We start from the raw sequence: 16,331 nt of genomic DNA on the forward strand, positions 1-16,331 counted from the left end.
ATTTATTGTTGATTTTTAAAAAATTGAAATAATTGGATATGTTCGTTGTTATTGGCTATCAAAAGACAATCACGATTTCCAAGCCGAATAGTTTGAATATCACGTACTTCTTTTGAAATATTTAAGCCACTTTGATGAGCTGGAATATGATTAAAATTACCTTTTGAATTGCCTTCTGAATATGTACCAACACTTGCTTTCATCATGCCCAAATTGGGCTTGAATCCTGAGAAATTACCGCCAGAAACCAAATCAATGTTTCCATCTTGATTAAAATCTTTGGTACAAAAAGCGTAAATCGGTGCAAACTGAAACTGTTTCGGAAGTACTTTTATATGAAAATTACTTTGCCCGTCATTGATTAATTGTAGCGATTCAAACGTTTCTACTTGTTTAATCACTGCATTTTTTTTGAGTGCTTCTGGAAAAATATCTTTTAATTGGCTCACCGCAAAAAACTTATACTCATGAAAACGATTTTGAATCATGGGCATCTGCTTTTTGATTTCGTCCAAGCCTTCATAAAGTCTTTCTTTCCCATTTCTGAAATGGCAAATAATGGGGTCGGTAGAAAAACTATTGTCGAAATCTTTCACCATCAATGTCACAGGATTTTCTGTACTGGCTCTTAAATCTGAGTTAATACCTCGGTTTCCTGCCAAAATATCAAGGTCTCCATCATTGTCTAAATCACAGGCTTTCAAACAATTCCACCAACCTGCTGTATGCTCAATAATTCTTTTTGAGAAAGTGCCGTTCGCTTCTCTTTTCAAAATAGTAATTGGCATCCAATCTCCTGCCACGACCAACTCTTTACTTTTGGGCAACCATACCGCAGAAGTAACCATGCCTAAATTTTTGAAGATCGCTGTTTTTTCACTCTTGTCTAAAGTAAATTCTCCATTTCCTCGATTCATCAGCACATAACTATCTGCTGAAATACCATATTGTTTTACAATAGAACGCACTCCTACAAAAATATCCATTCGCTTATCCCCATCGAAATCTGCCGTCACCAAACAAGATTTATTACTCCAAAGTAAAGGCAATTCTTTGGGCGAACGACTAAAATTTCCTTTACCATCATTCAAGTATAATCTTAATGGCGTAAGGCTCGCCTCATTTGTTTGTCCTCCTGCACTGAGTATCAACAAGTCTAAATCGTTATCATTCTCAGCATCAAAAAATTGAATATCAGCATCTTCGTATTGTTTATCTGCAATAAATGCCGGCTGATTACCCAGTACAAATTTTTCGTTTTTCTGTAGATACAAAACACCTGCTTGGTTCATGGCTCCGCCTACAAAAAAGTCTTCTAAACCGTCGCCATTTACATCTGCCACTGCTACTTTCGGCCCTTGTGTTGAAAGCATTTGTGGCATTAAACGTTCATTGGCAAAATCAGAATAGGGGTTTTCTTGATGAACAAACTTGAGATTACTTTGCTCAGTAATATCTTGCCAAAGTTTTTGTTTTGCTTTTTCTAGTAAAGGTTTTTCAGGAAAAGCATTCTTTTCAGAAAGGATAAGTAATTGATTGACAGGCACATTTTCCAATAGTTGTACTTTACCATTTGCCCAAGTTACTTTTATTTCTTGAATCGTTTTAATTGCTCCTAAACCGAAATTCAAAATATAGTCCATCGAAGAAAGCCATCCACGAGTAGGCTGTAATTCCTGAACTATTATACCTTTTTGAGTGATTATTTCTACTTTTGCTCCAATACCAAAGGGATTTTTTCCTGCCCCTTTTAATTGAATTTTTAAGTAATGATTTTCTTCGGCATTCGATATGTTTTCATAGATAGAAGCCAAAGCATTGAGATTATTGATAACTAAATCTAAATCGCCATCGTTGTCTAAATCAGCATAAGCCGTTCCCATAGAATAACCCACCGTTGAAAATCCCCAAGCTTGCGAAACGTCCTCAAATTGTAAATTACCCTGATTTCTATACGCAAAGTTATGTTCTGCTCCACTTGGCATCATTTGCGAGAGTTTCAAAGAAGAACTTTTCTTGACATTTTTCTGATAAGTATAATTGATATAATCTAAATCATTTGGGCGACGATAAATGCCGTTGGAAACAAAAATATCCTTCAATCCATCATTATCTAAATCTGCCAAAAGTGTTGACCAACTCCAATCGGTAGCATCCACACCTGCCAATTGACCAATTTCTGAAAATTGGCAACCAATTTTTCCATCCAAATTTCCTTGATTCAATTGCAACATATTTCTTGGAAATTGTGCTTGATAACCAAAACTAAGTTTGAACTGAAAAATATCAAAAGGATCTGCTCCTGCCGATTGTTTTTTGACAATATCGTCGTCGGGCTTCATGTCTAAAGTCATAATATCCAACAAACCATCATTATTAATATCGGCAATGTCGCTTCCCATCGAAAAATTACTGGTGTAAGTCGTAGCTTCTTTACTTTTTTCTAAAAAAGTACCATCGCCCTGATTGAAATAGACATAATCGTTTTCATGGAAATCATTAGAAACATAAATGTCAGCAAAGCCATTATTGTCTAAATCAGCGACACCCACCGCCAATCCATAACTAGTAGCCCAACCCCAAATTCCAGCTTTTTCGCTAACATCAACAAATTTTCCGTTATCATTTCTTAATAATTTATCCCCTGCCAAAGGGTCTCTTTTATTGCGAAGACTCGTGTTAAGATATACTTCTGGGCTATGAACCGAATGATTCAATTGATATAAATCTAAATCGCCGTCGTTGTCATAATCGAAAAAAGCCGCTTGCTGACAATAACCCACCAAATCAAGCTGATACTCTTTTGCTCTTTCTGTAAACGTAAGATTATGATTATTGATAAATAATAGATTTCTACCAGTAAAACCCTTATAACCAGACATTTGACTCACATAAATATCTAACCAACCATCATGATTAATATCCACCATTACCACACCAGTTGTCCAATAATTTTTACCTGAAAATCCTTTTACACCTGCTTTTTCGGTAATATCTTCAAAGCTAATTTGTTCTTTTTCTTTACTTTGATTGAGGTACAAAGTATTGCCAGATTGATTAGCTGTAAAATACATATCGGGAAAACCATCATTATTGATGTCGCCAACCGCCACGCCACCGCCATTATAGGCATATAAATATTCGTTGAGGTTTACTTCTTCCGTTTCCAAAAAGCGATTCACGAAGTCAACTTTCGTATTTTTATTATCTAATAATTGAAACAAAGGTTTTTTATCAGAAGAGCAAGCAACAAACCAAAGCAGACAAAAAAAAGCTTGAACAACTCTTTTGAAGTATAAATCATTACAAATTCTATTTGCTTTTTTAAAATTCATTATTAAAAATTAGTTATCTAAAACCTCAGCCCCCAACCCCTCTCCTTCAGAGATGGGGCTTTAAGAATATCAAAAGTTCCCCTCTCTACAGGAGAGGGGTTAGGGGGTGAGGTTTTACTTTTCATTACAAAAAACCTGAAACTTAGCCCCATTTTTAGCGACCATTAATACTTCTCTTTTGCCAACTTTCAAGGTTTTGAAATCTCGGATTTGTCCTTCTACATAAATACCAGACGATTTATTCGGCATGACAGAAAAAGTACCGTCGCCTTTGCCCAATAAGCAAAGCCCACGACCAGCATCGTATCTACCTACTTCTGGTTTGGCTTCGTAGAGATTTCCACCCACAATCAAATCTGGAAATTCATCATGGTTTATGTCCGTAATATGAATGGCATAAATAGGAAAAAGCTGTGCTTGATATGGCAATTTTTGTATCCTAAATCCCTCCTTTTGTTGATTGATTAGTACGACACTTTCTAAAGTATTCACTTCCAATTTTGTTGCTTTTGACAACTGCTCATTCGTAAATAAATCATTGATTTTCTGATTCTTATAGCTTTCATTTTTCAAGTACTTTGTCTTCAAATAAGGCAATTGGGCTGTGATATTTTGGTGTAAAACCAATGGGTAAGATACTTCTCCATTATAAGTACACAGAATTTGCTCAAAGAAACCATTGTTATCAAAATCACTGGCAAAAAGTTGAATAGGCTTTCGTTCGGAAGCTCTAAATCTGGAATTTAATCCATGATTCCCGAGTATCAAATCTTCATCGCCATCGTTATCCAAATCAGCCGATTGAATGGTATTCCACCAACCTTTTATATTGGACACGCCTAATTTTTCGGAAATATCTTCAAATTTTCCATGCGAATTTTTGAAGATATGAATGCCCATCCATTCGCCGATAATTACCAAATCAAGCTGTTTATCTTTATCAACGTCAATCCATTTTGCATCACGAATCAACCCGATTTGATTTAAAGCAGGAGCAATTTTTGGCGTAATATTGCTAAAAACTCCTTTGCCATTATTTTGTAAAAAGTAGCCATTTTGTGGCAAACCATAATGTCGATTGGCGGCACGAATACCCACAAACAAATCAATATCGCCATCTTGGTCGAAATCAGCAGGCTTTATACAAGCTGAGTTTTCAAACTTAATTGTTGGTAAAAACTGGAATGATTTTGTAAAATTCCCTTTGCCATCATTAAAATACAATCGGTCGCTTAGTTCATTACTTTGCTCGCCTGCCTCACTCCCACCGCTTGCCACGTACAAATCCAAATCATGGTCTTGGTCGGCATCAAAGAAAACAGCATCTACATCTTCTGCATTTTTGTCTATTTCCCAAAGCTTTTGATTGGTCTGTACAAAACTGCCATCTGCTTTTTGTTGCAATAATTTAGCAGGAAAACCTTTCCCAGTACCTATAAAAACATCTTCCAAACCATCGCCATTGACATCTGCTACTGCCAAATGTGGCCCTTCGGTCGAAAGCATTTGAAAGAGTAAAGGCACATCGTCAAAATCGCTATATGTATTTTCTTGATGCGAAAAATCTTCTGAAAAATCCATAGAAATGTCTTTCCAGAAAGTACTATTTTGCTTGTTTGGTTCTGGTTTTTGCGGAACAGTTGAAGCTGTTTTTTCATCAAAAACTAGGGTTTGGTTTACTTTCACTTGATACATTTTAGTAAACAAACCTCTTGGCCAACGAATCAGCAAGGAGTCAATTTTAGCATTTTTTCCCACACCAATTTGTAAGATATTACTTACCGAAGATTGAAAACCACGAGACGGAATTTGCTCTACCATATACTGTTTTCCTGCCGAAAAGGCTATTACTTTTGCTCCAATCGCTGCGGTATTGGCATCTTTTCCGTTGAGTTGTATTTTCAGAAAATTGCCTTTTTCTGGCACTGTATTACTTTCATTTCTATACACAAAAGCAGGCATATTGACATTGTTTACGACTAAATCTAAATCGCCATCGTTGTCTAAATCGCCATAAGCCGAGCCATTTGAAAAACTGGGCTTATTCAGTCCCCAAGCTTTGGTTTTGTCTTCAAAAGCTAAATCTGCTTTACCTGCAAAAACATAGTTTTCAATGGGTTTCGACGGAATAATATCAATTAATTTCTTGTAATCCACGCCATCTTTTGAGATAACAGTTTTGGCAAAAGCATCACTTGAAATGAATTTCAAATAATCTTGATTCAAAATATCTTTATAAATACCGTTACTCACATAAATATCTCGCCAACCGTCATTATCAAAATCTACCATCAAAGCACCCCAACTCCAGTCGGTCGCTTCTACGCCTGCAAATCTACCAATTTCACTAAATGAGCCTTTTGAAAGCTCGTTTGTTCCATTGTTGAGCTGCAACATATTGCGTGTAAATTGCTGATGATAGCCATACTTTTGGTTGTATTGATACTTATTCCAGTTCTCGAAAGTCATAGAAGTTTTCAGCCTTTCTTCGTCTTTGGGCAACATTTCTGTTACAAACAATTCGGGCAAAGCATCATGGTTTAAATCGGCGGCATCTGCACCCATACTTGCCTGAGAAATGGAAGGCATTTGCTGAGTAAGTTCTTCGGAAAAAGTACCATCGTGCTGATTGATGTAGAGATAATCTCGTTCAAAAAAATCGTTACAAACATACATATCCAACCAACCATCGTTATTGAAATCGGAAACAACCAAGCCCAAACCAAAGCCAATCGCACTGCCATAAATATGTGCTTCCTGACTAACGTCTTTAAATTTCCCGTCATCATTTCTGTACAATTTATCGCCTCCTAATTCATCTCTTGTATCTCTATCAATGGTTGCCAAATTGAATGAACCTATCGGACGATAGGAATTATTCAGAATATATACATCCAAATCGCCATCTTGGTCATAGTCAAAAAAAGAAGCGTGCGTCGATAAACCCTTGTCTGCCAAGCCATATTCTTCGGCTTTTTCGCTAAAAGTACCGTTTTGATTATTGATAAAAAGTTCGTTTTGTTTGTCGTCGCCTTTTACATCGCCAGAATTACAGACATAAATATCTAACCAACCATCGCCATTTATATCTGCCATCGTCACGCCAGTTGACCATGCTTTTGTGCCTTCTACGCCTGCTTTTTTAGCTATATCTTCAAATTTTCCATTGCCTTTGTTCAAGTATAATTTGTTTTTCCCCATGTTGGCAGTGAAATAAATATCTTGCCAACCATCGTTGTTGATGTCACCAATGGCTACGCCACCGCCATTATAAAAATTTCGGTAAGTATAAATATTGAACTCTTTGGTGTCAGTCACGGTATTCTGAAAATCAATACCTGTTTCGGCGGCCGACAATTCGGTAAACAAAGGTTTTTCACTTTGATTCCACTGACAAGCCCAACCAATAAATGATAGCATCAGAACCCCTATATTTCTTTTCAAACCTTGCATAAACTACTGTTTTGGGGCTAATAAATCAATAAATCTTACATTGATGACATTGCTTTGGGCTTCTTCCGAAACTACCACCCTACAATTGCCCCGAACCGTAACAAAAACATCATTTTTAAAAAAGTAAGGACTATTTATCTTGATAAATTTTCGTTGATACCACGATTCTAAAAGCTGTATGACATCGCTCAAAAGTTTATCATTACTTGCTCCAACTTTCCAAGCTACGGCATCCTGATAATAGAAAGCTGCATTTACTTCGGCTATTTTTTGGGCTTTAAAGGTTGGAAAAAAGTTGATTTCTAAGGTTTTGTGATTGGGTGATTTTATTTTTGTTGTAATCCAAGCACTATTTTTTTGTCCGCCCTGAAAAAAATCTTTATGAATGTTTTTCTTCAAACAAAAATCAAAAAAAGTAGAATCTTTCATGCCCAAGTAAAGTCCTTTAAAGAGTTTATCATAGCGAACTTTTGTTGCTAATTCTTCCGACTCTAAGCTTAGATATTGTTCTTCTGGCGTTTGTTTACAAGCTCCCAAAAGCAATACAAACAGCAAAGACAAAATATATAATTGATTGATTTTCATAAATTTCCCTATTACAAAGTATGCTTGATAATACTTATTTTTTCGTTCTTCTTAGCAATTAGCCAATGTACTTTTCCTTTGACGGCTATTTTGTTGATACTTCTAATCTCTCCTTTGATACACAAACCAGACTTTGCCATTGAATAAACTTTGAAATGTCCTTTGCCATCGCCTTTTAATAATTGTCCAACGCTGGCATCGTAAATACCGATTTCTGGCTTGGCGGTATGTAAATTTCCGCCACAGAGTATATCTAATTGTTTATCACCGTCAAAATCATTGATAACTAAAGCATAAATCGGGGCTGTTTGGGCTTCAATCGGTAAAGCTTTTGCGATAAATTTCCCTCGCTGATTGATAAAACAAGTAGATGCCGCTGTAAACACAGAAAACTTTTGGGCTTGATGTAAAATATTTTCATCCAATAAATCTTCTATTTTGGCATGAGCATAATCTTTTGATAAAGGCAATTTGTGTTTTAGCGAAGGGAGTTCCGCCAATAAATCTTTACGAGTTGCCAAAGGATAGGCTTCTTTGCCATTATATGCTGTAATGATTTGTTCGTTTTTGCCATTCTGGTCAAAATCGTAGGCGTACATGGTCAACGGTTTGTCTAATGAGGCTTTCAAGCGGGTATTTTCGCCTAAATTTCCTGCTACAATATCTGGAAAGCCGTCTTGGTTTATATCAGCTACCGCAAGACAATTCCAAAAACCATTACTATTTTCAAAACCTAATACTTTACTTTTTTCGGTAAATTTCCCTTTGTTATTTTCAAATAATTTGATGCCCATCCATTCGCCTACGAGTACAAAATCCAAATCATGGTCTTGGTCATAATCCAGCCAAGCGGCATCGGTCACCATACCAATTTCTTGTAAAGCAGGGGCAATTTGCTTACTTACTTCCCTGAAATTTCCTTTGCCATCATTTTGTAAAAGATGTGCATTCACAGGAAATCCATAATAAAAAGCTTTCGCTCTTGTGCAGACCAGCAAATCTTCGTCGCCGTCTTGGTCAAAATCACCTGCTTTTACGCAAGAAGTATTTTCTAAAATATTCGGTAAAGCATTTTCTACCAATTGAAAATTTCCTTTTCCATCATTGATAAAAAGTCTATCTTTCAATTCGGGAGCATTATCAATAAATGCCGTTCCGCCACTGGCAATGTATAAATCTGGAAAAGTATCGCCATTGGCATCAAAGAAAAGTATGGCGGTATCTTCATGAAATTGAGCTTTTTCAAAACAAGTTTGTGCTGATACTTCAAATTTCCCTACTTTGGTTTGGAGGTATAATTGTCCCGCTTTTCCGAAAGAGCCAGCCACAAAAAAGTCGTCTAAACCATCGCCATTTACGTCTGCCACTGCCGTCTGAGCACTCTTATTTTCTATGCCATGAAAAAGTAATGGTTCACGATTGAAATCAATAAAAGTACTTTTTTGATGCTGATAATTCAGCCTAAAACTCTTGGTAACGTCTTGGAAAATTGTATTTCCAACTATCTGTTTCTGAGCTTGAATAGATTTAGATACTTCTTGCTTAATCGTTAAAAACTGATTCGTTTTTACTTTTTTCAGTACTTGCGACCTCTGATTTTCCCAAAGAATTTGGATAGAATCTACTTCTTGAATATCGCCTAAACCAAAATGCAGTCTGTTATCTACGGTAGATTGATAGCCTCGCATGGGTGCTAATTCTTGGTAAAAACTTTTCCCTTGTTCGTAAACCGTTACTTGTGTGCCTAAAGCAGCGGTGTTTTTTCCTAAACCTTTGAGTTTGATACTTAAAAAATGTTGGTTAGGATTTACCGCTCTGGCATTATTTCGCAAAACCATTGCGGGCATATTTACATTATTGATGACCAAATCTAAATCACCATCATTGTCTAAATCTCCATAAGCCGAACCATTTGAAAAGCTTGGAATATCCAAACCCCAATCTTTGGCAACATTACTAAACTGAAAAGCTGAAGCTTTATTTCCTTGATTATGAAACACATAATTTGGCAAAGCATTGGAAGGAATAGCATCAATCAATTCCTTTAAAAACTTCCCTTTTTCCTTCATCAATCTTTTAATGGTAATAGGGTCGGCGTAATAATTGATATAATCTAAATCGGTTAAATCTTTGAAAATGCCATTTGCTACATAAATATCTTTGAACCCATCGTTGTCTAAATCTACCATCAAAGCCCCCCAACTCCAGTCGGTGGCACTTACGCCTGCCAATCGAGAAATCTCGCTAAATGCCATTTCGCCTGTTTGGTTTTGCCCTAAACTGAGCTGTAATACATTGCGAGGGAATTGCTTGTAATAGCCCGTTGCGATATTACTTTGGTATTTGTTCCAATCTTCAAAAGCTGTTTTTGTTTTAATTCGCTCGTTACTTTCGGGCAACATTTCGGTGACAAATACATCTGGATAGGTATCGTTGTTAATATCTGCCATGTCTGCTCCCATCGAGCCGAGACTAATTTCGCCCATATACTGTTCTAAGGACTCTGAAAAAGTACCGTCTTTTTGATTGATATAGAGGTAATCTTTTTCAAAGAAATCGTTTGAAACATAAATGTCTTGCCAGCCGTCTTTATTAATATCGCCAATGGTTACGCCCAAACCAAACCCAATAGCACTGCCATAAATTCCTGCTTGTTCGCTAACATCCTCAAAAGTATTTCCATTGTTTCGGTAGAGTTTATTTGCTCCTTTGGGGTCACGAATCTTACGTTGGTCTTTGATTAAATCATAAATACCAACCGTTCTGATAGAGTTATTGAGCAAATACATATCCAAATCCCCATCTTTATCATAATCAAAAAAGGCTGCGTGGGTCGATAACCCATAATCTGCAATGCCGTATTCTGTAGCCTTATCTGTAAAAGTGGGAATATTTGTTCCTGCTTTTACGCCGTTGTTGATGTATAATGAATTTTTACGTTCAGCTCCGCCTGGTTTTCCCGATTTACAAACATAAATATCTAACCAACCATCGCCATTTACATCTGCCATGCTTACTCCTGTTGACCATACATCTTGGGTAGTTAAGCCTGCATTTTGGGTAATGTCTTCAAAACTTAAATCGCCTTGATTGAGGTACAATTTGTTGCTGACCATATTACCACAGAAAAAAACATCAGGCAAACCATCATTATTCAAATCGCCAATGGCTACACCGCCGCCATTATAAAAATTTCGATAGGTATAAGTATTAAATGCTTCGGTATAAGTAAGGTTATTTTCAAAATCAATGTGGGTTTCAGAAGCGGGTAAATTGCTAAACATCTTTTGTTTGCCAAAAAAGGATGGCATTTTTTCGCAAGAAAAAAACAAGCACCAAAGTGGAATCAGCCAACAAAATCGTTTTTGAACAAACATGTATTTCTTTGTTTTGGTATTTTGACAATCTCTTGTCATTACTTGTGTCTTCACAAGCAATTTATAAATTATGTTAGAACGCATTGTCACCCGTGACAACACAGGCAAGGGCATAAGGGTAAATCCATCTTTAGGATAGGAAATCTCATTTTTTATATAGCTCAATCCATCTCGGAGATAGAAGAACCTATCATTTTGATGGCTTGTCCCATCCCTGAGATAGCTTGTTGATTCATCATTGCGGTTTTTTGCGTGAAAAAGATAGAAAATCCTATCTCGGAGATAGGTTAACCTATTTTTTTTCACGCAACTTCCCGTGTAAAAAATGAAGAAGACCGCAAATGCACAATGAAAGTAAGTTGTGAATTGTGAATGAGTGAATCAAAATTGAATAAATAGGAATACACAATTCTCTAAATCACAATTCTCTAAATCATAATTCACTAAATCACAATTCACTAAATCACAATTCTCTAAATCACAATTCTCTAAATCATAATTCACTAAATCACAATTCTCTAAATCACAATTCTCTAAATCATAATTCACTAAATCACAATTCTCTAAATCATAATTCTCTAAATCACAATTCACTAAATCACTCAATATCAATACCCTGTATTCTGCTTAAAGTTTGGATTACCATTCAGCTGACTTGTTGGAACAGGAAAAACAGTCTTATTAGGCGTAGACTCTGGTTTTTCCCAACGAGCTCTTGTAAATCTTCCAAAGCGAATAGCATTCGTTCTTGAATGACCTTCATAAGCCATTTCACGCATGATTTCTTTGTAAAGATTATCTTCGTTCAAAGGTGTTAAAGCTGGCAATGAAGCTCTGCTACGAATTTGGTTAATCAAAGTAGCAGCTTCGACACTATTATTATCCAAACGCCAAAGTGCTTCGGCACGCATTAAAATTACGTCAGCGAATCTCAATATTGGGAAATCATTATCCATGTTGGTTTGAATACCTTTTTGGAATTCAAATTTTCCTAACCTTGCCCCCGACTGACTGAAACATTTGGGTGTAAGCTCATTGATATATGGCGTAAAAATCAGTGGTGTTCCATCGGGGTCTTTAGCACCTCTTGAATCCACCTCAATTGCTCCATTCGGGTCTTGAATAGGCTTACCATCAGAAGTATATTGTTGCCCAACGATAAATTGTTTTTTACGAGCATCATTGTCAGGAAATGAATTATAAAATTCTTCCAAAGCCGTAAAACCATTCCAAGGCCCAGAAGCGAAATTATAAGTATCCTTATTCAATGGGTGCAATGTTTGCATGTGCAAACTGAAGCCGTTGGCATTTCCATTTTCGTAAGGAATGATAAAAATGTTTTCACGAGAAGCATTATTTTGTACAATGAAGTTATTGAAATAATTGCCCTCCAAAGCATATTTGTTACCATCAATTACTTGCTTTGCCGTTGAGGCAGCCAAAGCCCATTCTGTTTTGCCAGTATAAACGCCCGCATTCAAATAGAGTTTTGTCAGGATTGTTAATGCACTCCATTTGTTGATACGTCCATAAGTAGTAGCATTAACAGCTTCAGGCAACTTAGGGATAATTTCATTCAACTCCTTTACAATAAAAGCATACACTTCAGCACGTGGCTTTCTGGCTGGATTGGCCTCGGCCGCCGAAAAAGAAGTAATAAGCGGTGCATCACCAAACATATCTATCATCAAGAAATAATAGAATGCTCTTAATGCTCTTAATTCTGCCACAAAGGCGGCTGATTTATCAGGCGGAGCCAAAGCGGTGAGTTGTTCAATCAAACGGTTACAAGTAGAAATTCCACCAAAACCCATGTTCCAAGCCGTATTAAAAGCCCCAAAGTTAGGATTGAATTGATGTCTGTGTAAGGCTGCCCACACACCGCCATCGTCCCAAGGGCCAAACTTTGCTGGAGCAGCACTGGTTTCTGAACTCAGCTCTTGGATTGTCCAAGGGTCGCCTGCATAAGAATACAGTGGCGTGTACGCAGTACCAAGTGCGGCCACAAATTGGTCATCATTCTTAAAGAAATTGTTTGGCGTAAGTTCACTATATAATTTTGAGTCTAAATCAGTACACGACAAGCATAAAAATGCAAGTATTGGCATGACTGAAGCTTTATACCATCTTTTCATAATACAATTTTTTAAAGTTCTTAGAATCCGATATTTATACCAAAAGTGAACGTTTTAGTTCTGAAATATGAAGTACGTTGATCAATACCTGGTGCCAATGGAGACCCTGTTGTTCCTCCTTCGTTGTAGTGTACCTCAGGATCGACACCCGTGTAGCCTGAAATAACAAATAGATTTTGTCCAGAAGCATAAAATCTAATTTTCTTGAAAGCTGATTTTTTGCTTAAATTCACATTATACCCCAATGTGATGTTATCAAGCTTTACAAAATCTGCTTTTTCTACGTAATAGCTATTCCAAGATTCTCCCTGTTTTAGGTTAGGTAAATAGTATTTCGTTCTTACAGGATTATAGTTATTGGATGCCGCTGGACTTTCATAGTAAGCTCTGTTGATATTTACTAAACTATGTCCAAATGCACCACGGATTAAGAAATTCAAATCGAAATTTTTGTATTCAAGGCTGTTGTTCCAAGCTAACTCAAACTTAGGCAAACCATTTCCGACTACCACATAGTCCGCTCTGGTGATTTGTCCATCGCCATTTTGGTCTTTGATAATTCTTGCTCCCTTGTCATCTACTCCTTCAAAAATAGGTGCCATAATATCTCCTATTTTCTCTCCTTCTTTCAAGCGAACAACCAAAGTTCCATTCAAGCCTGGAGGGCCTAGGTTGGCCAAATAAATCTCAGACTGTTTGCCATCAAAACTCACAAGCTGAGTATTGTAAGTAGAATAAACCAAACCAGTATTATAAACCAAACCTTTGATTTCTTTAGGCATTACGGCATAATTCAGTCCTACTTCCAAGCCATTACTTTTTAATTTTCCGATATTCAATAAAGATGTTCCGAAGAAATTGGGTGGCACAGAAACGCTTACAGTTTGCAATACGTCTTTGGTATTACGAACATAATAATCAACCGAACCTGTTAATCTATTGTCGATTAAGCCGAAGTCTAAACCAATGTTTGTTTCTGCCTTTTGTTCCCATTTCAAATCTGGATTGGGGTTTGAAGCTACCGCAACACTTGGCACAAAATTTCCTTCAAACAAAAATCTTGGACCAGTTCCCAAACGTTGTAAATACTCATAATTTTGGTTTGGTAAAGCTCCCGTTACACCATAACCTGCTCTTAGTTTAAGCGTAGTTAATGCCGAAATTTTCAAGGCTTTCAATAAATCTGCCCCACCACTTACTGAATAAAAATTTCCCCATCTATGATTCGGGCCAAATTTAGAAGAACCTTCATGCCTTAATGCCGCCGATAAAAAGTAACTATCTTTAAAATTCAACATTGCTCTACCAAAAAAAGCCACTAACCTAGACTCTTCTTTAGCACTTCCTACGCTGGCTAATTTATTGGCAATGTCAAGACCCAAACCTAAGTTATTGTAGGACAAATCGTCGGTAATAAAGTTGCCATTAGCCGCACTTACATTTTCAAAAGAAAGGGTCTGTCTTGAATATCCTCCTACTAAATTTATCTTTAAATCGTTAAATGTTTTTTTGTAAGAAGTGGTCATTTCAAACAATTCGTTATTACCGTCTTGCGAAAACTTAGTTGCTAAACCACCTCGTCCACTTGCAGTACCATATCTAATTTTTGAGCTCAGATAAGTGGATGCCATATTGTTATCAATTTGATTTGAATAGAACGCTCCTACATTCCAGCCATCCAACACTTCAAAATCAGCTCTGATACTTCCTACTAGTGTTTTAATTTTTCCGTCTGAAGTAGCTTCTTTGGCAATAGCTACTGGATTATGAAATTCTGGACTATTGGGTTCTAAATATCCTTGAGCAGGGTCATTATTGATATACACAGGAGCAGTTGGGTTAGCAATAATAGCAAAACGAAGACCATCGGTAAAACCATAACTTGCCGCACGATTAGTAACCCCAACATTGAATGATAACGTTAAACGGTCGTTGATGGCTCTTTGTGTCAAATTCAAGCGAGCATTAATTTGCTTGAAACCTGTTCCAATATAAATCCCTTCAACATTTCTGTAGTTGATAGACCCCGTATAACTTGTTGAACCAGAAGAGTTTGAAAATGACAAATTGTGTACATTCGAAATACCTTTTCTTGTTACTAAATCTAACCAATTAGTTTTGAAACCAAGGTCTTGTCCACCTGCTTCTACAAATTGCTCAGGCGTTGAGTTTTGAACAAACCTTGCTACTTCTTCGCTAGAAACATAAGTGTTGTATTCGATACTTGCTTTACCATCGGTTGTTCCTCTTTTTGTGGTTACGATAATTACCCCCGACGAACCCCTTGTACCATAAATTGCTGCAGCAGAAGCATCTTTTAGTACCTCAATAGATTTAATATCATTAGGGTCTAAGGCATTCAATGACCCACCAATTACTCCGTCGATTACAATCAAAGGCTGAGAGTTCGCTCCAAAAGTAGAAAGCCCTCTTAATCTGATACTAAAATCTTCGTTGGGGTTACCGCCTGGTCTTACAATTGATAAACCCGCCACTTTTCCTTGTAATAATTGTGCAGGATTGTTTACGTTTCCTCTATTGAAATTTTTAGCATCAATTTTGGCAACAGAACTGGTTAATTCTTTTCTTTCAACTGTTCCATAACCAATTACCACTACTTCATTGAGTTGTGTATTATCATCTTCAAGAACAATATTGAATACTTTCTGTGAGCCAACTGCGGCCTGAAAAGGTTTATAGCCTACAGATGTAAATATCAATACTGATTTTTCATTTTTTACAGCAATCGTATATTTTCCACTTGCATCCGACACTACCCCATTTCCTGTTCCTTCTTCTCTGATGCTTACTCCTGGAATGGTCTCTCCTTTACTGTTAGTAACTGTTCCAGTTACTTCGGTCAATATAGGAGTATTTTCTATTGTATTATCAGCGGGGTCTTCGTTTTTTGGCGACTCAGAGACTTCGTTTGAACTTAATAAAATTCTCTTTTTACTTACTTCATAACTAATTTTGAGAGGTAAAAGAAGTCTATCTAATACTTCAGAAAGTTTCTCGTTTCTCGCCGAAAACGATACTTTCCTCTTTGCCTGAATTACTTCGGCACTATACATAAACTTGACATCCGTCAGTTTTTCTACCTGTGTTAAAATTGTTTTGATATCTCGATTCTCAATAGTCAAAGAAATTTGCTGATTGAGTACCTCTTGTGCATGAGAATCCCGAGCAAAAACAAAGCTCGTGAATAAAACAACCATGCAAATTTGAATCAACGTCACCTTCATAATTCTCAATAGTAATCGTTGTAAATTGTGCTTTTTTTTCATACTTTTGACTGTTTTGTACGGTTTTTAGACATATCTGGACAAAATATTCCCTTGAGGTTTTGTGCAAAAAAACCTCGAATTTCAAATCCGTTTGGGGGGAGACGTAATGGAATGGAGTCGGTAGTGGTGCAAACACTATCGGCTTTTTCAAGTAAAGTA

7 protein-coding genes are annotated in these 16,331 nt (G+C 36.7%); all 7 read right to left on the bottom strand.

Annotated features, from left to right (window positions below; all coding sequences use genetic code 11):
• Window positions 1-2: 2 nt before the first annotated feature.
• The 7 genes from FLEMA_RS69705 to FLEMA_RS0123115 all read right to left on the bottom strand — a co-directional run bounded on the left by FLEMA_RS69705 (window position 3) and on the right by FLEMA_RS0123115 (window position 16,172).
• Window positions 3-3,224 (bottom strand): VCBS repeat-containing protein, encoded by a 3,222-nt coding sequence (locus FLEMA_RS69705; protein WP_159102691.1) that lies wholly within the window; start codon window positions 3,222-3,224, stop codon window positions 3-5.
• A gap of 225 nt (window positions 3,225-3,449) precedes the next feature.
• Window positions 3,450-6,788 (bottom strand): VCBS repeat-containing protein, encoded by a 3,339-nt coding sequence (locus FLEMA_RS0123085; protein ID WP_044171890.1) that lies wholly within the window; start codon window positions 6,786-6,788, stop codon window positions 3,450-3,452.
• Window positions 6,789-6,791: 3 nt separating this feature from the next.
• Complete coding sequence (locus FLEMA_RS0123090; RefSeq protein WP_026996049.1) at window positions 6,792-7,373, bottom strand: hypothetical protein; 582 nt, start codon at window positions 7,371-7,373, stop codon at window positions 6,792-6,794.
• A gap of 11 nt (window positions 7,374-7,384) precedes the next feature.
• Complete coding sequence (locus FLEMA_RS0123095) at window positions 7,385-10,657, bottom strand: VCBS repeat-containing protein (protein WP_159102692.1); 3,273 nt, start codon at window positions 10,655-10,657, stop codon at window positions 7,385-7,387.
• Between the two features lie 474 nt (window positions 10,658-11,131).
• Window positions 11,132-11,344 (bottom strand): pentapeptide repeat-containing protein, encoded by a 213-nt coding sequence (locus tag FLEMA_RS77365; protein ID WP_374755631.1) that lies wholly within the window; start codon window positions 11,342-11,344, stop codon window positions 11,132-11,134.
• Between the two features lie 14 nt (window positions 11,345-11,358).
• Window positions 11,359-12,858, bottom strand: coding sequence for a RagB/SusD family nutrient uptake outer membrane protein (locus tag FLEMA_RS0123110; RefSeq protein ID WP_052354108.1), 1,500 nt, complete (start codon window positions 12,856-12,858; stop codon window positions 11,359-11,361).
• Window positions 12,859-12,905: 47 nt separating this feature from the next.
• A complete protein-coding gene (locus FLEMA_RS0123115) occupies window positions 12,906-16,172 on the bottom strand; it encodes a SusC/RagA family TonB-linked outer membrane protein (RefSeq protein ID WP_081681327.1) in 3,267 nt (1,088 codons plus the stop codon).
• Between the last annotated feature and the right edge of the window lie 159 nt (window positions 16,173-16,331).

Origin of the sequence: Flectobacillus major DSM 103, assembly GCF_000427405.1 — a bacterium.
In the GTDB taxonomy this organism is placed as follows: Bacteria; Bacteroidota; Bacteroidia; order Cytophagales; family Spirosomataceae; genus Flectobacillus; species Flectobacillus major.